Annotated in this window: 22 protein-coding genes and 1 riboswitch; of the genes, 12 read left to right on the top strand and 10 right to left on the bottom strand. The window is 71.5% G+C overall.

What is annotated here, in order from left to right; all coding sequences use genetic code 11:
- Nucleotides 1–51: 51 nt before the first annotated feature.
- The 3 genes from AB0K28_RS35670 to AB0K28_RS35660 all read left to right on the top strand — a co-directional run bounded on the left by AB0K28_RS35670 (nt 52) and on the right by AB0K28_RS35660 (nt 1,770).
- The gene (locus AB0K28_RS35670; protein ID WP_364378585.1) at nt 52–603 is read left to right on the top strand and encodes a GNAT family protein; all 552 of its coding nucleotides are present in this window, start codon (nt 52–54) and stop codon (nt 601–603) included.
- 121 nt (nt 604–724) lie between these two features.
- Complete coding sequence (locus AB0K28_RS35665; RefSeq protein ID WP_364378582.1) at nt 725–1,180, top strand: hypothetical protein; 456 nt, start codon at nt 725–727, stop codon at nt 1,178–1,180.
- A 158-nt stretch (nt 1,181–1,338) separates the two neighbouring features.
- Nucleotides 1,339–1,770: a cupin domain-containing protein gene (locus tag AB0K28_RS35660; RefSeq protein ID WP_364378579.1), complete on the top strand. Its 432-nt coding sequence runs from the start codon at nt 1,339–1,341 to the stop codon at nt 1,768–1,770.
- Between the two features lie 17 nt (nt 1,771–1,787).
- On the opposite strand, the gene AB0K28_RS35655 is transcribed toward AB0K28_RS35660, so the two are convergent.
- Together AB0K28_RS35655 and AB0K28_RS35650 are read right to left on the bottom strand one after the other, a co-directional pair.
- On the bottom strand, nt 1,788–3,407 hold the full coding sequence (locus AB0K28_RS35655) for an ABC-F family ATP-binding cassette domain-containing protein (RefSeq protein WP_345385605.1): 1,620 nt from the start codon (nt 3,405–3,407) through the stop codon (nt 1,788–1,790).
- 252 nt (nt 3,408–3,659) lie between these two features.
- Nucleotides 3,660–4,934 (bottom strand): MFS transporter, encoded by a 1,275-nt coding sequence (locus AB0K28_RS35650; protein WP_364378576.1) that lies wholly within the window; start codon nt 4,932–4,934, stop codon nt 3,660–3,662.
- 126 nt (nt 4,935–5,060) lie between these two features.
- Between AB0K28_RS35650 and sigJ the strand changes: the two genes are divergently transcribed.
- Both sigJ and AB0K28_RS35640 read left to right on the top strand, forming a co-directional pair.
- Nucleotides 5,061–5,945, top strand: a complete 885-nt coding sequence (gene sigJ, locus AB0K28_RS35645; protein ID WP_364378573.1) for an RNA polymerase sigma factor SigJ — start codon at nt 5,061–5,063, stop codon at nt 5,943–5,945.
- Nucleotides 5,946–6,015: 70 nt separating this feature from the next.
- The gene (locus tag AB0K28_RS35640) at nt 6,016–7,206 is read left to right on the top strand and encodes an FAD-dependent oxidoreductase (RefSeq protein WP_364378570.1); all 1,191 of its coding nucleotides are present in this window, start codon (nt 6,016–6,018) and stop codon (nt 7,204–7,206) included.
- A 20-nt stretch (nt 7,207–7,226) separates the two neighbouring features.
- On the opposite strand, the gene AB0K28_RS35635 is transcribed toward AB0K28_RS35640, so the two are convergent.
- The 3 genes from AB0K28_RS35635 to AB0K28_RS35625 all read right to left on the bottom strand — a co-directional run bounded on the left by AB0K28_RS35635 (nt 7,227) and on the right by AB0K28_RS35625 (nt 9,194).
- The gene (locus AB0K28_RS35635; protein WP_345385617.1) at nt 7,227–8,123 is read right to left on the bottom strand and encodes an NAD-dependent epimerase/dehydratase family protein; all 897 of its coding nucleotides are present in this window, start codon (nt 8,121–8,123) and stop codon (nt 7,227–7,229) included.
- A 111-nt stretch (nt 8,124–8,234) separates the two neighbouring features.
- A complete protein-coding gene (locus AB0K28_RS35630) occupies nt 8,235–8,795 on the bottom strand; it encodes a GNAT family protein (RefSeq protein ID WP_364378566.1) in 561 nt (186 codons plus the stop codon).
- A gap of 96 nt (nt 8,796–8,891) precedes the next feature.
- Nucleotides 8,892–9,194, bottom strand: a complete 303-nt coding sequence (locus tag AB0K28_RS35625) for a hypothetical protein (protein ID WP_345385621.1) — start codon at nt 9,192–9,194, stop codon at nt 8,892–8,894.
- A 179-nt stretch (nt 9,195–9,373) separates the two neighbouring features.
- Here AB0K28_RS35625 and mqo point away from each other — a divergent pair, with 179 nt between their 5' ends.
- Together mqo and AB0K28_RS35615 are read left to right on the top strand one after the other, a co-directional pair.
- Entirely contained in the window at nt 9,374–10,816 is a 1,443-nt protein-coding gene (mqo, locus tag AB0K28_RS35620) for a malate dehydrogenase (quinone) (RefSeq protein ID WP_364378563.1), read from the top strand.
- A gap of 190 nt (nt 10,817–11,006) precedes the next feature.
- Nucleotides 11,007–11,148, top strand: a riboswitch (cyclic di-AMP (ydaO/yuaA leader).
- 12 nt (nt 11,149–11,160) lie between these two features.
- Complete coding sequence (locus AB0K28_RS35615; RefSeq protein WP_345385627.1) at nt 11,161–11,889, top strand: GH25 family lysozyme; 729 nt, start codon at nt 11,161–11,163, stop codon at nt 11,887–11,889.
- Between the two features lie 13 nt (nt 11,890–11,902).
- On the opposite strand, the gene AB0K28_RS35610 is transcribed toward AB0K28_RS35615, so the two are convergent.
- Complete coding sequence (locus AB0K28_RS35610; RefSeq protein ID WP_364378558.1) at nt 11,903–12,646, bottom strand: SDR family oxidoreductase; 744 nt, start codon at nt 12,644–12,646, stop codon at nt 11,903–11,905.
- Between the two features lie 151 nt (nt 12,647–12,797).
- Here AB0K28_RS35610 and AB0K28_RS35605 point away from each other — a divergent pair, with 151 nt between their 5' ends.
- Complete coding sequence (locus AB0K28_RS35605) at nt 12,798–13,583, top strand: HAMP domain-containing sensor histidine kinase (protein WP_364378555.1); 786 nt, start codon at nt 12,798–12,800, stop codon at nt 13,581–13,583.
- A 31-nt stretch (nt 13,584–13,614) separates the two neighbouring features.
- Nucleotides 13,615–14,370: an SDR family oxidoreductase gene (locus AB0K28_RS35600; RefSeq protein WP_364378552.1), complete on the top strand. Its 756-nt coding sequence runs from the start codon at nt 13,615–13,617 to the stop codon at nt 14,368–14,370.
- Between the two features lie 87 nt (nt 14,371–14,457).
- Here the strand turns inward: AB0K28_RS35600 and AB0K28_RS35595 are convergent, their stop codons facing one another.
- Both AB0K28_RS35595 and AB0K28_RS35590 read right to left on the bottom strand, forming a co-directional pair.
- On the bottom strand, nt 14,458–14,640 hold the full coding sequence (locus AB0K28_RS35595) for a DUF397 domain-containing protein (protein ID WP_345385633.1): 183 nt from the start codon (nt 14,638–14,640) through the stop codon (nt 14,458–14,460).
- Nucleotides 14,641–14,683: 43 nt separating this feature from the next.
- The gene (locus AB0K28_RS35590) at nt 14,684–15,559 is read right to left on the bottom strand and encodes a helix-turn-helix transcriptional regulator (protein WP_364378549.1); all 876 of its coding nucleotides are present in this window, start codon (nt 15,557–15,559) and stop codon (nt 14,684–14,686) included.
- A 345-nt stretch (nt 15,560–15,904) separates the two neighbouring features.
- Between AB0K28_RS35590 and AB0K28_RS35585 the strand changes: the two genes are divergently transcribed.
- On the top strand, nt 15,905–16,402 hold the full coding sequence (locus AB0K28_RS35585; protein WP_364378546.1) for a DUF6292 family protein: 498 nt from the start codon (nt 15,905–15,907) through the stop codon (nt 16,400–16,402).
- A gap of 49 nt (nt 16,403–16,451) precedes the next feature.
- On the opposite strand, the gene AB0K28_RS35580 is transcribed toward AB0K28_RS35585, so the two are convergent.
- Both AB0K28_RS35580 and AB0K28_RS35575 read right to left on the bottom strand, forming a co-directional pair.
- On the bottom strand, nt 16,452–16,577 hold the full coding sequence (locus AB0K28_RS35580) for a hypothetical protein (RefSeq protein ID WP_345385641.1): 126 nt from the start codon (nt 16,575–16,577) through the stop codon (nt 16,452–16,454).
- A gap of 5 nt (nt 16,578–16,582) precedes the next feature.
- A complete protein-coding gene (locus tag AB0K28_RS35575; protein ID WP_364378636.1) occupies nt 16,583–17,140 on the bottom strand; it encodes a hypothetical protein in 558 nt (185 codons plus the stop codon).
- Nucleotides 17,141–17,497: 357 nt separating this feature from the next.
- On the opposite strand from AB0K28_RS35575, the gene AB0K28_RS35570 reads away from it, so the two are divergent.
- Nucleotides 17,498–18,487, top strand: a complete 990-nt coding sequence (locus AB0K28_RS35570; RefSeq protein ID WP_345385645.1) for a substrate-binding domain-containing protein — start codon at nt 17,498–17,500, stop codon at nt 18,485–18,487.
- Nucleotides 18,488–18,500: 13 nt separating this feature from the next.
- Nucleotides 18,501–19,556 (top strand): galactitol-1-phosphate 5-dehydrogenase, encoded by a 1,056-nt coding sequence (locus AB0K28_RS35565; protein WP_364378542.1) that lies wholly within the window; start codon nt 18,501–18,503, stop codon nt 19,554–19,556.
- Nucleotides 19,557–19,558: the final 2 nt, after the last annotated feature.

Here is a 19,558-nt window from a genome sequence, read left to right as displayed (position 1 = left end):
TGCACCAGCCGGATCACGACCCGGCCACGCCTCTGCGCTATCAATGGACCCATGGTCCTCCTCCGCGCACTCGAACCCGCCGACGCCGCCGTGATCGCCTCCTGGATCGACGATCAGGAGGCGCTCGTGCTGTGGTCCGGCAAGACCGGCTTCACCTGGCCCTTCGACGCGGGGCAGCTGCTCGCCCTGCGTGAGCCGGGCCGCCGGCTCCTGGCCGCCGTCGATCCAGCCGTCGATCCAGCCGTCGATCCAGCCGTCGATCGAGCCGCCGATCCGGCCGGCGCCGTGATCGGCCACGTCTCGCTGCGCGACCAGGACGATCACTCCGTACGCCTCGGGCTGGTCCTGGTGGCGCCGTCGGCGCGCGGCAAGGGCCACGGGGCGGCCCTGGTGGGCGCCGCGCTCGCCACCGCCTTCGCCGGCCCGGGCGTCACGCGCGTCACCCTCGGCGTCTACGCCCACAACGCCGGCGCCAGGCGCCTGTACGAGCGGTTCGGGTTCGAGGAGGAGCGGGTGTACGAACGCTCGATCGAGGTCGGCGGGCAGTGGTGGACGTCGGTGACGATGGGCCTGACACGGGAGGCATGGCGAGCGGGGCGATGACCTGCGCGAACTGGCACGGTCCATTCGGCGGCCTGTAACCGCGGGCACAGGCAGGGGCGGCGAAAGCCGCCCACGATGGTCACGAATCTCCTCACTCCCCCAGAAACGGAAAGGTGATGTCGTGCGTCTGCTCACCGGGTTGACGATGACCGCAGTGCTCGCCGCCGGCTTACTGGCCGGCCCGCCCGCCCTGGCCGCCGATGCGGTGCCGTTCGCCGCGGACTCGGGCGACAGCTGCCTGCGGGGGTCCACCGAGGGCACGATCCAGCGCTACGACGGGCCGGTCATCAGGCCGCGGGTCGACGTCGAGGGCGTGCTCACCGACGAGGGCGGCCCGAGCATCTGCTCCCCCGACGACAGGTACTCCACGGCCACGTTCACCGGCTACCGGGGCAGCGAGCTCGTCGACTCCGAGACGTACAAGGTGGACAACGACCAGATCAAGTTCTCCTTCCCGCTCTCCGACACGCTCGGGGTGCGCACCATCGACCGGGTCGTGGTACAGGTGTGCCGCCACAGCAACCCGCCCATCGGGATCAGCTACTGCGGCAAGGCCCAGGAGTACAAGATCCCCTGATCGACGCCGGGCCAAGGGCGCCTGTGCGGATCGTCACCAAGCCTTGAACCCGCCGCCGGGTAGCCGTGCGGCGGGCCGGGCAGCGTAACCCCCGGCCGACCGGCCGGCCACCGTGGGCACGAGCGCGCGTGACCGGCCGGACAGGAACGGGGGAGATCATGAAAGCCGACCACGGGCACCACCTCGACAACCCGAACGCCACCACCCCGCCGCCCAAGCTGGAGCTGGTCGCGTCGGTGCCGGCGCCGCAGGTGCCGGACGGCGCGGAGGTGATGACGCTGCTGGTCACGCTGCCGCCGGGCAGCGAGGGCAACCCGCCGCACCGTCACACCGGGCCCGCCTTCGGGTACGTGATCAGCGGCGAGCTGCTCTTCGAGCTGGAGGGCGAGCCCGAACGGGTCATCAGGGCCGGTGAGGCGTTCTGGGAGCCGGGCGGCGACCTCATCCACTACCAGGACGCGAACAACCTCGCCGACGCCGAGACCGAGTTCGTGGTGCACATGTGGGGGGTGAGCGGGCAGCCGATGCTCATCCCGGTGAGCGCGGAGGAGCTGGAGGCCCGCCGCGACCGCCGCGCCCCACGCCCCTGACGCCGTCGGGCGGGCCGTCAGGAGGGGGCGGCGGTTTCCACGAGGCGGCCGTCCGACAGCTCAAGCCACCGCTCCACCTTGATCTCCGCGAGGAAGCGCTCGTCGTGGCTCACCACCACGAACGCCCCCTCGTACGCGCTCAGCGCACTCTCCAGCTGCCCCACGCTGACCAGGTCGAGGTTGTTGGTGGGCTCGTCGAGCAGCAGCAGCTGGGGAGCGGGCTCGGCGCACAGCACGCAGGCCAGCGTGGCGCGCAGCCGCTCGCCGCCCGACAGCACACCGACCGGCAGGTGGGCGCCCTGGCCCCGGAACAGGAAGCGGGCCAGCAGGTTCATCCGGTCGGCGGCGGCCATGCCGGGAGCGAAGGCGGCGAGGTTCTCGGCCACCGTGCGGTCGAGGTCGAGCAGGTCGAGCCGCTGCGACAGGTACGCCACCCGCCCGTCGGCCCGCCGGGTCGTGCCCGCGTCGGGCGCCAGGTCACCGCTGACGATGCGGAGCAGGGTGGACTTGCCGGCGCCGTTGGGGCCGGTCAGCGCGATGCGCTCGGGGCCGCGTACGGACAGGTCGATGCCGGGCGCGGCGAACAGGTCACGGGCCAGCAGCCCCGCGCCCTCGAACACCGTGCGGCCCGCGGGCACCCGCGTGTCCGGCAGCTCAAGCACGATCTTCTGGTCGTCGCGCAGCGCCCGCTCGGCCTCGTCGAGCCGGGCCTTGGCGTCGCCGACGCGGCCGGCGTGCATCTGCCCGGCCCGGCCCGCCGACTCCTGCGCGCTGCGCTTCAGGCCGCCTGCGACGATGCGCGCGAGGCCCGCGTTCTTCAGGTTGCGCGCGGCGTTGCCGGCCCGCCGCTCGGCGCGCTCGCGGGCCTGCTGCATCTCCCGCTTCTCGCGCTTGAGCTCCTGCTCGGCGTTGCGCACGTTGCGCTCGGCGGCCTCCTGCTCGGTGCGCACCGCCTCCTCGTACGCCGTGAAGCCGCCCCCGTAGAAGCGGACCTCGCCGCGTTCGAGCTCGGCGATGCGGTCCATGCGGTCGAGCAGCGTACGGTCGTGGCTGACCAGCAGCAGGCAGCCGGACCAGTCGCCGAGCACGTCGTAGAGGCGGTGGCGGGCGGCGCGGTCGAGGTTGTTGGTCGGCTCGTCGAGCAGCAGCACGTCGGGCCGCTTGAGCAGTTGCGCGGCCAGGCCGAGCGAGACCACCTGGCCGCCGCTGAGCGTGCCGAGGCGGCGGTCGAACGCGAGCCCGCCGAGGCCGAGCCGTTCGAGCTGGGCGCGGGTGCGCTCCTCGATGTCCCAGTCGTTGCCGATGGTGGTGAAGTGCTCCTCCGCGGTGTCGCCCGCCTCGATGGCGTCGATCGCGGCGATCACCGGCGCGATGCCGAGCACCTCGGCCACGGTCAGGTCGCCGACGAGCGGCAGGGTCTGCGGCAGGTAGCCGAGCACGCCCTCGACCGTGACGCTGCCGCCGCGCGGGCGGTGCTCGCCGGCGATCAGCTTGAGCAGCGTGCTCTTGCCCGCGCCGTTGGGCGCGACCAGCCCGGTGCGGCCGCCGCCCACGCTGAAGGACAGGTCGGTGAAGACCGGGGTGTCGTCGGGCCAGGAGAAGGACAGGTGGGAGCAGACGATGGAAGCATCGGACATGGCAGACCTCGTACGGGAACGCGGGCGCGCCGAAAGCCGCCCGGCGAAAGGGACAGGGATTCGGGAAACGACGAGACAGGGCCCACGTGCGGCGGCGGTCAGCTCACGCCTGCCTGGGGCCCGGACCTCCGGTATCACCCGGAGATGTCGTCGTCACCTGCCATGTCTGGTCTCCTCGATGCGTCGCGGGGGCGCGCCGCGGCACGCCCGGTTTGAGCGCCTCACACGATAGCAGCCTCTGGCGGGTGGCCCTCAAGCCATTTCCGCCGGTTCGCGCAACCGCCACACGGCGGGCACCAGCAGGATGGCGGCGGTCAGCACGACGGTGATCGCCGCGCAGCCCAGCAGGACAGGGCGGGTGCCGAGCAGCGTGACGGCGGGCCCCGCCAGCGCCATGCCGAGGGGCGCGGCGACGAGCCCGCCGAGCAGGGTGACGGAGTAGGCGCGGGCGACCAGGTCGTCGGGCAGGTGCCGCTGGACGGCCGTGGTCTGCATGACGTTGTGCACCACCACCTGGCCGCCCGCCAGGACGGCCGCGATCGTGAGCTGCCAGACCGGCGCGGGGACGGCCAGCAGCGCCGGCAGCGGCGCCATCAGCAGGAACACCAGCAGCGCCGCCACCATGGGCCGGGCCGGCCGCCAGCGGGTGGCGGCGACTCCCCCGGCCAGGCCGCCGGCGGCGTACGCGATGCCGATGGCCGACCAGGCGGGCGCTCCCCCGAGGTGCAGGTCGGCGACGTACGGGCCGAGCACGAGGATCGGCGAGACCACGAACGCGTTGGCGACCGCGATGTGGCCGGTCCAGACCCACAGCCACGTGCGCCGCCGCACGGCGGTGAGCCCGCCGCCGATGCCGGCCAGCAGACCCTCCTGCCGCGCCGCCGCGAGCCGCCCGGGCAGCCGGTAGAGGAAGGCGGCGCTGACCAGGAACGTCAGCGCGTCGACCGCGATCGCCCAGCCCGGCCCGACCAGCGCCACCAGCGCCCCTGCCGTGCCCAGCGCCAGGATCGACACCGTGCTCCTGGAGATCGACAGCAGCGAGTTGGCCGCCTGGAGGTGCTCCTTGGCGGTCAGCGAGGTGACCAGGCCGACGGCGGCCGGGTTGAAGAACGCGGTGCCGGCCCCGGCGACGAGCTGCAGGGCCACCAGGGTCCACAGCTGCGCGGCGCCGGTCAGCAGCAGCACCGCCGTCACGCCGTGCGTCGCGAACCTGACGAGGTCGGCGGCCAGCATGATCGTGCGGCGCGGGAAGCGGTCGCCCGCCGCCCCGCCCACCAGCGTCAGCACGATGATCGGCAGCCGGGTGCTCAGCACGACGATGCCCAGGTCGACCGGGGAGCCGGTGAGGTGGAGGACGGCGAAGGCGATCGCCAGCGGCGTCAGCGCGTCACCGAACGCGGACGCGGTGTGCCCCGCGTAGTAGCGCCGGAAGTCCTTCGCCCGCAGGGGCGCCACCATCCCCGCCACCCGCCCCGCCCGGACTTCGGCGGGGGCGTCCACGTCGGCGGGCGGATCGGAGCGGGGCACGGGGCACTCCTTCGGTGGTGACGGACGGCGGGGCCACTCTGGCAGGCGGGGCCGACAGAATCGGGGTTCTGCCGGGAGCGACGGTGCGGGCGGGAGGCCGGAGGGGGCGGCTCGGATAATGGGCGCATGGTGAGCGCGACGAGTGCCGACGAGGCCGGCCGGCTGGCGGAGTTCGAGAGGCATCGCGGTCACCTGTGGGGCGTGGCGTACCGGATCATGGGCACGAAGGCGGACGCCGACGACGCGCTGCAGGAGGCGTGGCTGCGCTGGCGGAACGCCGGCGAGGCGCAGGTCAGGGACGTGCGCGCCTACCTGACCACCACCGTGAGCCGGATCTGCTACGACGTGCTCACCTCGGCCAGGGCGCGGCGCGAGGCGTACGCCGGGCCGTGGCTGCCCGAGCCGGTCGTGCAGGAGCTCGGCCCCGAGGACAGGGCGGCGCTGGACGACTCGGTCAGCATGGCGCTGCTGGCGGTGCTGGAGCGGCTGACGGCGGCGGAGCGGGTGGCGTTCGTGCTGCATGACGCGTTCAGCGTGCCGTTCGCGGAGATCGCGGACGTGCTGGGGCGCAGCGACGAGGCGGTACGGCGGCTGGCGTCGCGGGCCCGCGCCCGGGTGCGCGAGCACGGTCCCCGCCGCACGACGGACCGCTCGACGCATCGCAAGGCGGTGGAGGCGTTCACCGCGGCGGCGCTGAACGGCGACCTGTCGGGGCTGGTCGCGGTGCTCGATCCGGAGGTGGTGTGGCGCTCCGACGGCGGCGGCGTGGTGTCCGCGGCGATGCAGCCCGTGTCGGGCGCGGACCGGGTGGCCCGCCTGGTGCGGGGCACGATGGAGCGCTGGATGCAGGGGATGGACGTGGAGTTCGCCGAGGTCAACGGCGCGTTCGGGGCGGTGGTGCGGGCCGCGGACGGCACCGTGGACACCGTGGTGGCCTTCGCCGTCGCCGAGGACGGGCGCATCACGGAGGTCGACGTCGTACGCAATCCGGAGAAGCTCACCCGAGTGTGACCTGAATCACCATCACGTTTCCGGCCGCCCGCTCGTCTGTGTCGCAGAAGGTTCTGAGAAAGGACACGACATGGACGCCAAGAAGAACGCCGGGAAGAACGCCCCCAAGAACATCGTGGTGATCGGCGCGGGTTACGCGGGCCTGACGGCGGCGCTGCGGCTGGACAGGAAGCAGCGCATCACCCTCATCAGCGCCGAGTCGCACTTCACCCAGCGGATCAGGCTGCACGAGCTGGCGGCGGGCCGGCCCGAGGTGACGGTGCCGCTGGGCGAGCTGACCAAGGGCACCGGCATCACGACCGTGCGGGCCAGGGTCGGCGGCATCGATCTGGACGCCAAGCAGGTGCGCACCGAGGACGGGCGGGGCTTCCCGTACGACACGCTCGTGTACGCCCTGGGCAGCCGCACCGACACCACCGCCCCCGGGGTGGCCGAGCACGCCTACACCGCCGAGACCGCCGGCGACCTGCGGGCGAGGCTGGACGCCGGCGGTGGCGACCTGGTGGTGGTCGGCGGTGGGCTGACCGGCGTGGAGATGGCCGCCGAGCTGGCCGAGTCGTACCCGGCATGGCGGGTGGCGCTGGCCACCGGCGGCGCGGTGGGCGAGGGCCTGTCGGACAAGGGCCGCCGGCACCTGGCCCGTACGTTCGACCGGCTGGGCGTGCGCACGCACGAGTGGACCCGCGTGACCGGCGTCGGGCCTGACGGGGTGCGTACGGACCAGGGCGTCATCACGGCGGACGTCGTGGTGTGGGCCGGGTCGTTCACGGTGTCGCCGCTGGCCGCCGAGTCCGGGCTGGCCGTGGACGAGCGCGGCAGGATCGTGGTGGACGAGACGCTGACCTCGGTGTCGCACCCCGGCGTGTACGCCGTGGGCGACGCGGCGGCCGTGCAGGTGCGGGGCAGCACGAACCGGATGTCGTGCGCCGCGGGGATGCCGATCGCCGCGCACGCCGCCGACGTGATCAACGCGCGGGCGGCCGGGCGGACCCCCCAGCCGTTCCGGTTCCGCTACCTGCTGCAGTGCATCAGCCTGGGGCGGCGCGACGGTCTCGTCCAGCTCGTCAACGGTGACGACTCGCCGAAGGACCGGATCCTGAGCGGCCGGACGGCGGCGTTCGTGAAGGAGCAGATCTGCCGGTTCACGGTCGCCTCGCTGCGCTGGGAGCGGGCCCGCCCCGGCACCTACATGTGGGTCAAGGGTCCGGCCCGGCGGACGGGCGCCGAGGCCCACCGCGCCCAGACCTCGGCCGCGCGTTGAGCGGCGCGCCGATCGCCGTGTCAGGCGGCGGCGTAGCTGCCCCGGGTGACGTCCTCGACCAGGGACGGGCCGGCGGGCTTCCAGCCGTACAGCCTCTCGGCCCGCGAGGGGTCGAGGGGCGTCGAGCCGGCGAGCATGTGCGCCAGGTCGCCGAAGAGCTGCGTGGCCTGGTCGAGGGACAGCGAGGCGGTGTGCGTGCCGGTGAGGGTGGCGACCGCCTCGACCATCTCGCGGAAGGCCATGCCGGTGCGGGTGGCGGCGTTGACGATGCCGCCACCCATGCCGCCACCCTCTCCCCCGGTGAGGACGGCGGCGTAGAGGGCGGCCAGGTCGTCCACGTGGACGGTGGACCAGATGTTGCGGCCGTCCCCGACGTAGGTGGCGACGCCCTGCGCGCGGGCTCCGGCGATCAGGCCCTGGAGCATGGCGCTGCCGCCGCGGCCGTAGATGAGACCGGCCCTGATGACGGTGGCGGCGAGGTTCGTGGCGGCGAGGACGCGGCGCTCGCCGAGGTACTTGTGCGGCTGCCTGGCGGTCTGCTCGCTGACCTCCTCGTCCTCGGTGACCGGCCGGCCCTTGGTGTCGGGGTAGACCAGGCCGGTGCTGGTGTAGACGAAGGGGCGGCCGTCGGCGAGGCCGGTCAGCAGCGCGTCGAGCGCGGGCTGCTCGACGTCCTGCATGGCCGGGTCGCCGTAGTCGACGGCGGCGTGCACGACGGCGTCGTTGCGGGCGGCGGCCTCGTGCAGGACGGCGGTGTCGGCCAGGCCGCCCGCCACGGGGGTGGCGCCCAGCTCGGCGACGCGGGCGGCGGCCCGGTCGGAGCGGGCGAGGGCTTCGACGGTGTGACCTGCGGAGATGAGGTGCTCGGTGAGCACACCGCCGAAGTAGCCGCTGGCGCCGGTGATGAAGATGCGCATGGTCGCTTTCCTTTCACGGACAGCAGGAAGAGACGGACTCGGGCAGGCGTGCGCCTTCCGTCCTCTCTCTGAACCGTAGCAGAAAGCGGATTGACTATCCGAATCGAAGGACTATCCGTTTTCTCGCGCCTTGCGCCACTCCGGCGCCAGCACCGACCAGATCTCCACGTCCAGCCGCTCGCCGCGATGCTTGTAGCTCTCCCTCAGCACGCCCTCCTTGGTCATCCCGAGCCGCCTGGCCACGGCGATGCTGGCCGCGTTGCCCGAGGCGACGACCCACTCCACGCGGTGGATGCCGCGCTCGTCCACGGCCCAGTCGATGAGGATCCCGGCCGCCCTGGTCACCAGCCCCTTGCCGGCCGCCGCGGGCTCCAGCCAGCAGCCCACCTCGGCCTCGCCCTGCTCGACGTTCATCGTGCGCAGCATGACTCCGCCGGACAGCGTGCCGTCCAGCCAGATGCCGTGGATCCGCGCGGTGTCGGCGGCGGTCGCGTCGGCGTAGCGCTGCAGGAACGCGCGGCTCGACGGCAGGTCGGTCACCACGTCGGCCAGCCCCACGAAGCGCCCGATGAACTCTCGCCCCCTGTCGATGTGGGCCAGGAACTCCTCCGCCCGCCAGGGCTCCAGGGGGCGCAGCTCGGCGCCGTTCACTCCCAGGGACTTCGCGTACATACGCCCACCTCCACGATGGTTCAACCGGTAATGCGTGGAGTGTCCCATTGATGCGCCGGGAGGCGGACGCCTCCCGGGGCGCTGTCAGTCGCCGGCTCAGTCGTCAGCGCGGTGGTCGCGCAGCTCGCGCCGGGCCGCACGCCGCTCGCGGCGGCGCGCCTCACGGCAGTAGCCGGTCCACTCCCGGCCTCCGCTGAGGGCGCCTTCACCGAACAGGAACGTGTCGGTGGCCTGCCAGTAGCAGCCGCTCATGCGCCGGTTGAGCGACGCGCTCTCGCGGTCGACGCGGCCGGGAAGGGTGCAGACGCCGTCGCGGTGGTCGTGAACGGGCCGGCAGTGCACCATCGGCGCCTCGGCCATCTTCACCCACCAGGGACGGGTCTTGTCGGTCTTGCTCATACGGTCACCTCTCGGCTCCGTGACGCCCCCGGATGGGGCCGTCGCTAGACCGGGTGCATCGTGATCACCTCCTGTGCCGTACGGGCGCTGGAAGATCCACGCTACTCCGGATCCCGCACGCCGCGCGGCCGCTGTTATACAAGTAGCGAACATGTCATATGAGTTGGAGGTGAGCCGGGATGGGCTACGACGTGGTCCTGGTCGGCGGTGGCATCATGAGCGCCACCCTGGGCGTGCTGCTGCGCCGCGTGCAGCCGGACTGGTCGGTGCTCGTCCTGGAGCGGCTCGACGGCCCCGGCCTGGAGAGCTCGTCGGCCTGGAACAACGCCGGCACCGGGCACGCGGGACTGTGCGAGTTCAACTACACACCGCTCACCGGCGACGGCTCGATCGACGTGGGCGGGGCCATCGCGATCAACGAGCAGTTCCAGCTCTCCCGGCAGCTGTGGGCGAGCCTGGTCGAGGAGGGCACGCTGGGCGATCCTGCGGGGTTCATCCGGCCGGTGCCACACCTCTCCTTCGCCCGGGGCGCGGCCGGGGTCGAGCACCTGCGGCTGCGGCATGCGGCGCTGCGCGATCATCCGCTGTTCGAAGGGCTCGAATTCATCCGCGACCGGGCGGTGATGGCGGAGCTGCTGCCGCTCATGTTCGCCGGTCGGCCCGCCGGTGAGCAGGTGGCGCTGTGCCGTTCTCGCGGCGGCACCGACGTCGACTACGGCGTGCTGACCCGGCGGCTGTTCGCCGCGCTCGAACGTGACGGCGTCGAGGTGCGGACCGGGCACGAGGTGCGCGGGCTCTCCCGTGACCGCAGGTCGTGGCGGTTGCGCGTGTGCGACCTGGCGGGTGCCCGCGACTACGGGGTGCGCGGGTCGTTCGTGTTCCTGGGGGCGGGCGGGGGTACGCTGCCGCTGCTGCAGAGCGCCGGGGTGGCGGAGACGCGGGCGTACGGGGGGTTTCCGATCAGCGGGCGGTTCCTGCGTACGGACCGGGCCGAACTGGTGGCCGGGCACCGCGCCAAGGTCTACAGCCACGCCGAGCCGGGCGCGCCCGCCCTGTCGGTGCCGCATCTCGACACCCGGGTCGTGGACGGGCGGACGTACCTGATGTTCGGGCCCTTCGCCGCGTTCTCGCCGCGCTTCCTCAAACGCGGCAGGCTCACCGACCTGCCGGGATCCGTCACGCCCGGCAACGTCATGACGCTGCTCGGCGCCGCCCGCGCCGAGCCGGCCCTGCTGCGCTACCTGGTCGAGCAGCTCGTGCAGACGCGCGGCGACCGGCTGCGGGCGCTGCGCAGGTTCGTCCCCGAGGCGCGGGCGGAGGACTGGGAGCCGATCACCGCGGGCCAGCGGGTGCAGGTGGTCAAGCCGGTGAACGGGCGCGGGTCGATCGCCGGGTTCGGCACCGAGGTGGTGACGTCGGCCCACGGCGGGCTCGCCGCCCTGCTCGGGGCCTCACCCGGGGCGTCGGCGTCCGTGGCGATCATGCTGGACGTGCTCGGACGTGCCTTCCCCGGCCGGGTGGACGGCTGGCGGCCGGCGTTGCGCGAGCTCGTGCCGTCGTACGGCGCCGCGCCGCCGCCGGAGACCCTCTCGAGGACGGCCAGCACGCTCCGTCTGGAGTGAGTGCCGGAAAACTTTACCCATTTCCGAATCCGCGACGTACACGGGGATTTCGAACCGCTTACCAGGCCAGCGGAGTGAAAGTCCCTTTGGAGTACTTGCAGATACTTTTGCGAATTATGTACTTTTTGCGGGTCGAGGGACCACCGCAGCGCGTGACCTCGCATCTTTGACCGGACCGTACGCCGCCTCCGGCGTACGGCCGCCGAATCCGCGTCCCGCGGAACCGGGGACCCACTTTCCGGGGTGAATCGGACGCCCGCTCATGCGCGTCCGTAGGGCACTTCCAGTCCCGAACCCGTCAGCTAACCCGGTAGGCGGCATGGAAGCAAGGAGTCAACATCCGCATGGCCAAGCTTGCCGAGAACCGCAAGCGCCTCGGACTGGCGCTCGGCGGAGCCGTACTCGCCGCCGTCACCGCCGTCACCGGCACCGCACACGCCTCCACCACCGACCAGGTCGCCCCGCACGAGGCGGCCCAGCACAGCTCCGCCCTGACCTACGGCCTGGACATCTCCCACTACGAGCCGCTGTACGACTGGAGCTCCAGCTCGGCGCAGTTCGGCATCATCAAGGCCACCGAGGGGACCGACTTCGTCGACTCCTCCTTCGCCAGGCACTGGCGGGAGCTCGGCGAGAAGGGCATCGTGCGCGGCGCCTACCACTACGGCCACCCCGCCGACGACCCCATCGCCGACGCCAACCACTTCCTGGCCGCGGTGAACGCCCAGCCCGCCAAGGCCGGTGACCTGCTGGTCCTCGACCTGGAGACGACCGACGGCAAGTCCGTCGCCGAGGTCAACACCTGGGCCAAGGCGTGGCTGTCGTACGTGGAGAACCAGACCGGCACCAAGCCGCTCTTCTACAGCGGCTGGAACTTCGCCGACACCTACGGCCACGGCCTGGCGCAGTACCCGCTCTGGGTCGCCCACTACAGCCGGGCCAAGGGCGCGATCACGCCGCCGGCCGACTGGAAGTCGTGGGCGATCCACCAGTACACGGACGTCCCCATCGACCAGAACGTCTCGGCTCTGACGCCCGACCAGCTCCGCGCCCTGGGCCGCCAGTCCGTCTGACGTCTCGGGCGTGCTACCGGGCGGCGGCCCAGTCGCCGTAGCGAGCCTCGCCGAGCCGCGCCTCCCCCAGCGGCACGAGCGAGTGCTCGCCGAGCTCGCTCCCGAAGTAACGCGCGTGCGGGTCGGTGACCACCTCACGGGGGTCACCGAGCCCCGCCAGCGCCTGCCGGACGAACTCGTCCATCCTGACCCGTTCCGGCCCGGCGACCTCCAGCCGGCCGTTGAGCGGCGTACCCTCCGCGACCTCGCACAGCGCCGCCGCCACGTCGTCCCCGGCGATCGGCTGGAACAGCACCGGCGCGATGCGCACCACTCCCCCGTCGGCGGCCTCGTCCGCGATGCCCTTCACGAACTCGAAGAACTGGGTCGCGTGCACCAGCGAGTACGGGATCCCCGACTTCTCGATCAGCCGCTCCTGCGCGACCTTCGCCCGGAAATATCCGTTATCCGGCATGCGTTCGGTGCCCACGATGGACAACGCGACATGGTGCCCGACCCCCGCCTCAGACTCGGCGGCCAGCAGGTTGCCGGTGGAGGTCTCGAAGAACTCCAGGACGGCGGCCGGTTCGAACGACGGCGCGTTCGACACGTCGACCACCACCTGCGCCCCCTCCAGCGCTTCGGCGAGACCCTCGCCGGTGAGCGTGTTCACCCCGGTGCGCGGCGAGGCCGCCACCGCCTCGTGGCCGTCGCGCGACAGCCTGGTCACCAGCTTCGATCCGATCAGGCCGGTCCCGCCGACCACCACGACCTTCATGACACGCCTCCCCCTCGATCCACCGCATCCTCCCCCCGCCGTCTCCCCCTAAGCCCTCGGGTCGGTAAAGCCGCCCCCTTTCGGTCACAGACCGGAGGGCTGCGCTGTCCTAGCTGGTGACAGGCTCGCTCAGCGCCTGGGGAGGAACCCGATGAGACACGACCACGCCGCCCTGCTCGCGGCCGTCCCGAACCCGTGCCTGGTCATGGCAGGGGACATGACGATCGTGGCGGCCAACCAGCCCTGCCTCGACGCCTGCGGGCGCGAGCAGGACGAGCTGATGGGCATGCCCGTGCGCATCCCGCGCGCCGACGAGCTGCACGAACGGGCCAATGCGGTGCGGCGCTTCACCGCCGACGCCTCCCACGAGGTCCGTACGCCGCTGGCCGCGCTGCGCGTCCAGGTGGAGGCGGCGCGGCGGCACCCGGACGACATCGACGTGACCGACCTGCTCGACCACGTCAGCGACGACCTGGACCGGCTGGAAAACGTCACCACCGACCTGCTCCTGCTGTCCAGGCTCGAAGCCGGTCTCGACGACCGCGAACTGACCGACGTGAACCTGACCGCCCTGGTGGAGTCGGCGTCGGCCGGTGTCGGCGACGTGCGGCTCCGCCTGGACCCGACCGTCCTCACGCGCGCCTCCTCCACCTACCTGACCCGCCTCCTGGCCATCCTCCTCGGCGCCACCCGCCACCCGGCGACCGTCACCCTGGACCGCACGGCCGACTACGCGGAACTCCGCCTGACCAGCGACGACCCCTCGGAAACGAGCGACGAGCCGGTCGGCGACCAGGGAGGCACCGGACTCTGCCTGGCCATCGCCCGCGCCATCACCACCGCCCACCACGGCAGCCTGCACGTCGAGACCCACGGCGCCCACGTCACGCTGCGCCTCCCCCTCCGTGCGGGCCCACGAACCCACCCCAGCACCTGACCGCACCGAACAGAGCAAGGAAGTTCAGCACGTGACCAGTCGTCATCTCGAGAACACCGTCGCGATCGTCACCGGCGCCGGCTCCGGCATCGGCCGGGCCACCGCGATCACCCTGGCCAAGGCGGGCGCGCACGTACTCGCCGTCGGCCGCCGCCCGGCCCCTCTGGAGGAGACCGCCACCCACCACCCCGGCATCGCCGTCCATTCCGCCGACATCACCGCGGACGGCGCCCCGCAGGCCGTGGTGAAGGCCGCCACGGACCGCTGGGGCCACCTCGACGTCCTGGTCAACAACGCCGGCGGCACAGCCATGATGCCGCTGGCGGAGACGGACGCGGCGCGCATCGCCAGCCTCCTGGCCCTGAACGTCACCGCCCCGAGCCTCCTGGCCCACGCCGCCCTGCCCTACCTGCGCAAGACCCGCGGCACGATCATCAACATCTCCAGCACGTACGGCCACCGCCCCCTGCCCGGCGCCGCCCACTACGCCGCCTCGAAGGCCGCCATCGAACAGCTGACGAGAAGCTGGGCCCTGGAACTGGCCGCCGACGGCATCCGCGTCAACGCCGTCGCACCGGGCCCCACGGAGAGCGAGGCCCTGACCGCCGCCGGCCTCCCGGAGGAGACCGTCACCCAGATCAAGCAGGACGAGGCCGCCAGCATCCCCCTGGGCCGCCGCGGCGTCCCGGAGGAGGTGGCCACCTGGATCCTCCACCTCGCCGACCCCACCACAACCTGGCTCACCGGCCAGATCCTCGCCGTGGACGGCGGCCTGAACCTCACCTGACCGGCCGAACCGACGAGCAGCCGACGCCCTTCACGGGCGCCGGCTGCTGAGGCGGGCATGGTGGTCGATGGTTCGTGAGTGGACGCGCTAGACGTCGCCTCGTTTGACCTTCTCGATCAGCTGCCGATAGGCGGAGGCCGTGATCACGAGGGGCTGCTGGCCAAGGTTCTTGCTGTCGCGAATGGCGACCATATCGTCATCCAGCAGGCGGACTTCAACGCAATTTCCGTTATGCCCGCAGAAGCTGGACCGCGTCCACTGATCTTGCATGCGGGGAATATTATCGGCCGCCCCACCAGCACCGCTGGCCACTTCAAACCATGGATGCATCACGGTTGTATCTCGAAATGATGGTGCGGCTCGTCTCCTCGTCCAACGCACTCCTGTGGAAATATTCGAACATCTTCTCGAAGTAGATCGAGCGCTGTTCATCCAGCAGGAATTGACTGGTGAGATTGTGGTCGATGTAGACCAGGCACTGCTCGAGGGGGTTGCTCCGGTCCAGATTCAGCAGGGTGAAGGACTCCTCGAACACCCCCCGGGGCCGATCGAGCGGTGCGACCTGGAGCTTCACGTTGGGCAGCAGGGAGAAGTCCACCAGCTGCTGCAATTGTTCCGCCATGACGTCAGGCCCACCGACTGTCCGCATAAGTATGGATTCGTCCATAACGATCCATATGTGCGATGACTCCGGAGGGAGAAAGCGTTTCTGGCGGTTCAGCCGGATGGCGACGCGGTCCTCGACCTGACGCTGCGTCAGCGTGTCGTCGATGTCGCGCCAGCTCTGGATCAGATGCCGCGCGTACGCCTCCGTCTGCAGGACGCCCGGCACCACCCCCACCTCCCACTGCCGGATCGAGTCGGCCACCGCCTCGACTTCGAGAAACGACAGGAACTCCTGCGTCGGCGCGGGATAGGCCCGCCAGGAGTGCGGGGTCTGGGTCTGGCCGGCCAGCGCCAGAAGGCGCTCGCGCTGGACGGCGGAGGCATTGTAGACGTCGAGCAACAATTCGATGTCGCCCTGCGAGACGCTGATGCGGGCGTTCTCGATCCTGGAAATCTTGGAAGGCGACCAGCCGAGCCGGTCCTTGATGTCGTCGCCCGTCAGGGACGCACGTTCACGGAGATGACGCAGCTCCCGCGCCAGAATGCGACGCTGCACGGTGGGCGGAGAAGTGCGATTGACCATATATGTCCCAAAAGTGGCTAATTCCCGGACAGAGCCTTGATCACTCCAGATATTGAGCCACAGAAGTAAGACTGCGTGCAAGATTGCATGCAGACTTACCATACCTCACCATTGGTAGCGGGAGGGGTGCGGATGACCACAGAAATCGCCGACGACGGGGACGCCCTTCAAAAGCCCGTCGCATGTCGGCAGCTCGGCATCCCTGGTTCCGCGAGAAAGAGGGGAGCCTTGCATGTCCCTGGTCCTCAAGGGCGGGTCAAGGCCGGAGCTCAGCTCGACCGGCTTGCCGCGTGGGGTCGCCGCCCCACGGGCACCGATGTGGTGACGCCCAGGGGTGTCTGGCATGTGGAGTGGCAGGAGTTGCATGTCGGCTACCTGCACGATGTCTACCTGGCTCTCGTTCGGCGGGCCGTTCAGCCGAGTGATCACTGGATGGCGGAGTTCCTGCCGCGCTCGGCTTCCATCCTCATCGAGGATCGGGAGCTCGTCGAGGAGTGCGTGCTGGCGCTGGCCTGGGACGAGGAGAGCGGGTGGCGGTTCGGGAGCTTCGTGCGGGGAGACGTGCGCTGCCCGACGCTGCTGAGGCGGCAGCGGTACTTCGGTGGTGACGTGCTGCCCGATCCGGCCGAGGTGGGGGACACGGTGCTGGCCATCGTGGAGCGGCTGCGGCAGCCGCGGCGCTGGTGGTGGGGGCATCACAGGGAGCAGCCCTGGGGGTGGCACTATCCGCCGGCGTACCGGTCGTATCGGGACGTCGACGACGGGTTCGATGATCGGTTGCGGGAGCATCTGCCGCCGGACGTGCCGTATGTGGCGCCGCGCGAGCCGTCCGCCGGGGCCTGAGGGCCGATCTCCGAGGCCCCCTGTGTGGGGCGGGGGGCCTTGACGGGGGTCAGCCGGTCCGTACGCGTTCGCCGGTGCGGCGCAGCAGCACGGCGGCGGCGAGGGCGGCGGCCACCAGCAGGGTTCCCGAGACGCTCAGGCAGAGGCGCATGCCGTCCAGGAACGCGCCCGACACCGCCGTCAGCGCCTGGGCGGTGGCGGGGCCGAGGTCGAGGCCGGCGACTGCGCCGAGGCCGCCTGCGTCGGCGGTGTGCAGGACCTGCTGGGCGGACGCGCCGGTGAGGCCGGCTCCGGTGAGATGGGTCGGCAGGGTGTCGAGGGCGAGTCCCCATGACCAGGCCTAGCAGCATGGAGACGACGTTGACCAGCACCATGCGCAGGCCCGCTTCCAGGGTGCTCAGCTGCTGGACGAGCCCGAAGTAGAGGCTGAGCACGAAGAAGAAGCCGATCAGGGCCGAGGAAGCTGATCAGCGCGGCCAGGGTCGAGGCGGTGAAGGCCGGGCTGCGGAACAACGACGGCGGCAGCATGGGGGCGCTGCTGCGCGCCGCTCCACCAGGACGAACGCGGCGCCGCTGAGCACGGCCACCGCCAGCGCCGCCACGGCGAGCGGTTCGCCGTACGAGGTCGCGCACCGGAAGGAGGAAGATCCAGCGCCAGCCGGCGTGTTCGAGCACGACGCCGGCGATCAGCGGCGGCACGGCCATGGCGGCCATCATGCAGGTGGTCCACCAGCCGATGTACGTGCCGCGCCGCCGCACGTCCGGCACCGTCTGGCCGATCAGGGCGAGGCCCGCCTGGTAGATCTTCTCGCGCCCGTGGACGTCGGCGAACACCCCGGCGGTGAGGATCAGCGCGGCGACCGGAGGGACGAAGGCGTCCTGCATCCACGACAGCTGCGCGGTCGAGCTTCCGACACGTACGGCGCCGCGGAGCGGCCGTAACGGCTGTGACCTGCGGAAACTCCTGTGACGGTCAAAGGACACCAGGAGCAAGGACACCAAGTCTGCTCATATGAGCAAATTCCGGCTCAAGTGTTGCATCGAGGTTAATTCCCGACTTACGGTGCGTTACCTACGTCACATACGGAGGCCCCCATGAGTAGATTTCGGCTGCTCACAATCCCTGCACTCCTCCTGATCTCCGCCCTGACCGCCTGCTCGGTGTCGTCCACACCAGGCGGGTCGACGGAAGCGGGCGGCGAGAAGTCCGGCGGCCCGGTCGCCATCGGCTTCAGCCAGGCGACCCAGCAGTCGCCCTTCTACGTCCAGCTCCGCGAGGGCGCCGAGGCCGCCGCCAAGAAGGCGGGCGCCTCGCTCTACTTCGCCGACGCGGGCGGCGACGTCACCAAACAGAACAACGACATCCAGGACCTGATCACCCGCCAGGTGGACGTCCTGCTGGTCAACCCGGTGGACCCCCAGGGCGTGCAGCCCGGGATCGCCGCGGCCAAGGCGGCGGGCGTGCCGGTCGTGACCGTGGACCGGCCGGTGCCCGAGGGCGCGGTCGCCCAGGTCGGACGGGACAACAAGGCGATGGGCGAGCTCGTCGGCAAGCGGCTCAGCGAGGCGCTCGGCGACAAGGGCGGCAAGGTCATCGAGATCCGCGGCGACGCGGGCGGCGCGGTGGCGCGTGACCGCAGCGCCGGCTTCCACGACGCCGTGAAGGGCAACCCCAACATCAAGATCGTCGAGGGCCCGTACTCGGACTACGTGCGCTCCAAGGCGGTCACCGCGATGCAGGACCTGCTCCAGGTGCACCCCGACGTCGCCGCCGTGTACGCGCACAACGACGACATGGCACTCGGCGCGCTCCAGGTCCTGAAGGAGAACGGCAAGGACAAGGTCCTGGTCGCGGGCGTGGACGGCCTCATGGAGGCGGTCAAGCAGATCCCGGACGGCCAGTACGTGGCCACCGCGCTCAACGACCCGCTCTCCCTCGGCGCCAAGGCCGTCGAGACCGTGCTCAAGGTCAAGAACGGCGAGCAGGTCGAGCCGAACATCGACGCGGGCACCGCGCTCATCGACAAGGGCAACGCCGCCCAGTACATCGGCGACGGCGAGTTCGCCGCGGCACAAGAGAAGTAGGAAAGGCACAACGATGGCGGAAACCATGCAGGCGGCGGTGCTCCACGCGCCCGGCGACATCAGGGTCGAGCAGGTGCCCGTGCCCGAGCCGGGCCCGGACGAGGCGCTCGTACGCGTGGCGGCCTGCGGCGTGTGCGGCTCGGACATCTCGCGCATGCTGCAGCCGGGGATCGCCTACCACTTCCCGATCATCTGCGGGCACGAGTTCTCCGGTCACGTCGTCGGGCTCGGCGCGAACCTGGCCGCCGAGGGCAGGGTCCGCGAGGGCGACCTGGTCACCGTCCCCCCGCTGATCCCGTGCCGCACCTGCGGCCCGTGCACCCAGGGCCACTTCAGCCTGTGCAAGAAGTACGGCTACTTCGGCAGCCGCCGCGACGGCGCGTACGCCCAGTACGTGACCGTCCCCGCGGGCAACCTCATGGTGCTGCCCGCGGACCTGGACCCGAGGGCGGCGGCCATGATGGACCCGGCGGCGATCGCGCTGCACGCCCTGTGGCGGACGAACATGCGCGGCGGCCGCCGGGTGGCGGTGGTCGGCGCGGGCCCGATCGGGCTGTTCGCGGTGCAGTGGGCCAGGCTCGCGGGCGCGTCCGAGGTGCTGGCGATCGAGCTGAACGAGCAGAAGGCCGCGATGGCCGCCGAGGCGGGCGCCACCCACACGGCGACCAGCGCGGAGGCCGCGGCCGAGGTGGCCGGCGAGGGCTACGACATCGTCATCGAGTCGGCGGGCGTGCCCGCCACGATCGACCAGGCGGTGGCGCTAGCGGGCCGGCACGGAGAGGCGGTGTTCATCGGCATCCCGCACGACCCGGTGGTGCTGCCGGAGTCCACGTTCAGCTCGTTCCTGCGCCGCGAGGTCACCCTGCACGGGGCGTGGAACTCCTTCTCGGCGCCGTTCCCCGGCGACGAGTGGCGGACGGCGGCGCGCGCGCTGGCCTCCGGCGAGCTGGCCTGGAAGTTCATGATCACCCACGAGCTGGGTCTCGACGCCCTGCCGGAGACCATGGCCGCCCTGGGCGAGCGGTCGATCTTCAGCTCGAAGGTCCTCTTCCTGCCGAACGAGGAGTGAGC

The sequence above is a fragment of the Nonomuraea sp. NPDC049504 genome (genome assembly GCF_040676845.1).
GTDB classification, from domain to species: Bacteria; Actinomycetota; Actinomycetes; order Streptosporangiales; family Streptosporangiaceae; genus Nonomuraea; species Nonomuraea salmonea.
This window is presented reverse-complemented; position numbering and strand designations above follow the sequence as displayed.

Excerpts from the sequence above, each read along its gene's own strand:
- AB0K28_RS35670 (WP_364378585.1), top strand. The coding sequence starts at position 52 with ATGGTCCTCCTCCGCGCACTCGAACCCGCCGACGCCGCCGTGATCGCC.
- AB0K28_RS35660 (WP_364378579.1), top strand. The coding sequence starts at position 1,339 with ATGAAAGCCGACCACGGGCACCACCTCGACAACCCGAACGCCACCACC.
- AB0K28_RS35655 (WP_345385605.1), bottom strand. The coding sequence starts at position 3,407 with ATGTCCGATGCTTCCATCGTCTGCTCCCACCTGTCCTTCTCCTGGCCC.
- sigJ (WP_364378573.1), top strand. The coding sequence starts at position 5,061 with ATGGTGAGCGCGACGAGTGCCGACGAGGCCGGCCGGCTGGCGGAGTTC.
- AB0K28_RS35640 (WP_364378570.1), top strand. The coding sequence starts at position 6,016 with ATGGACGCCAAGAAGAACGCCGGGAAGAACGCCCCCAAGAACATCGTG.
- AB0K28_RS35635 (WP_345385617.1), bottom strand. The coding sequence starts at position 8,123 with ATGCGCATCTTCATCACCGGCGCCAGCGGCTACTTCGGCGGTGTGCTC.
- AB0K28_RS35630 (WP_364378566.1), bottom strand. The coding sequence starts at position 8,795 with ATGTACGCGAAGTCCCTGGGAGTGAACGGCGCCGAGCTGCGCCCCCTG.
- AB0K28_RS35625 (WP_345385621.1), bottom strand. The coding sequence starts at position 9,194 with ATGAGCAAGACCGACAAGACCCGTCCCTGGTGGGTGAAGATGGCCGAG.
- mqo (WP_364378563.1), top strand. The coding sequence starts at position 9,374 with ATGGGCTACGACGTGGTCCTGGTCGGCGGTGGCATCATGAGCGCCACC.
- AB0K28_RS35615 (WP_345385627.1), top strand. The coding sequence starts at position 11,161 with ATGGCCAAGCTTGCCGAGAACCGCAAGCGCCTCGGACTGGCGCTCGGC.
- AB0K28_RS35610 (WP_364378558.1), bottom strand. The coding sequence starts at position 12,646 with ATGAAGGTCGTGGTGGTCGGCGGGACCGGCCTGATCGGATCGAAGCTG.
- AB0K28_RS35605 (WP_364378555.1), top strand. The coding sequence starts at position 12,798 with ATGAGACACGACCACGCCGCCCTGCTCGCGGCCGTCCCGAACCCGTGC.
- AB0K28_RS35595 (WP_345385633.1), bottom strand. The coding sequence starts at position 14,640 with ATGCAAGATCAGTGGACGCGGTCCAGCTTCTGCGGGCATAACGGAAAT.
- AB0K28_RS35590 (WP_364378549.1), bottom strand. The coding sequence starts at position 15,559 with ATGGTCAATCGCACTTCTCCGCCCACCGTGCAGCGTCGCATTCTGGCG.
- AB0K28_RS35570 (WP_345385645.1), top strand. The coding sequence starts at position 17,498 with ATGAGTAGATTTCGGCTGCTCACAATCCCTGCACTCCTCCTGATCTCC.
- AB0K28_RS35565 (WP_364378542.1), top strand. The coding sequence starts at position 18,501 with ATGGCGGAAACCATGCAGGCGGCGGTGCTCCACGCGCCCGGCGACATC.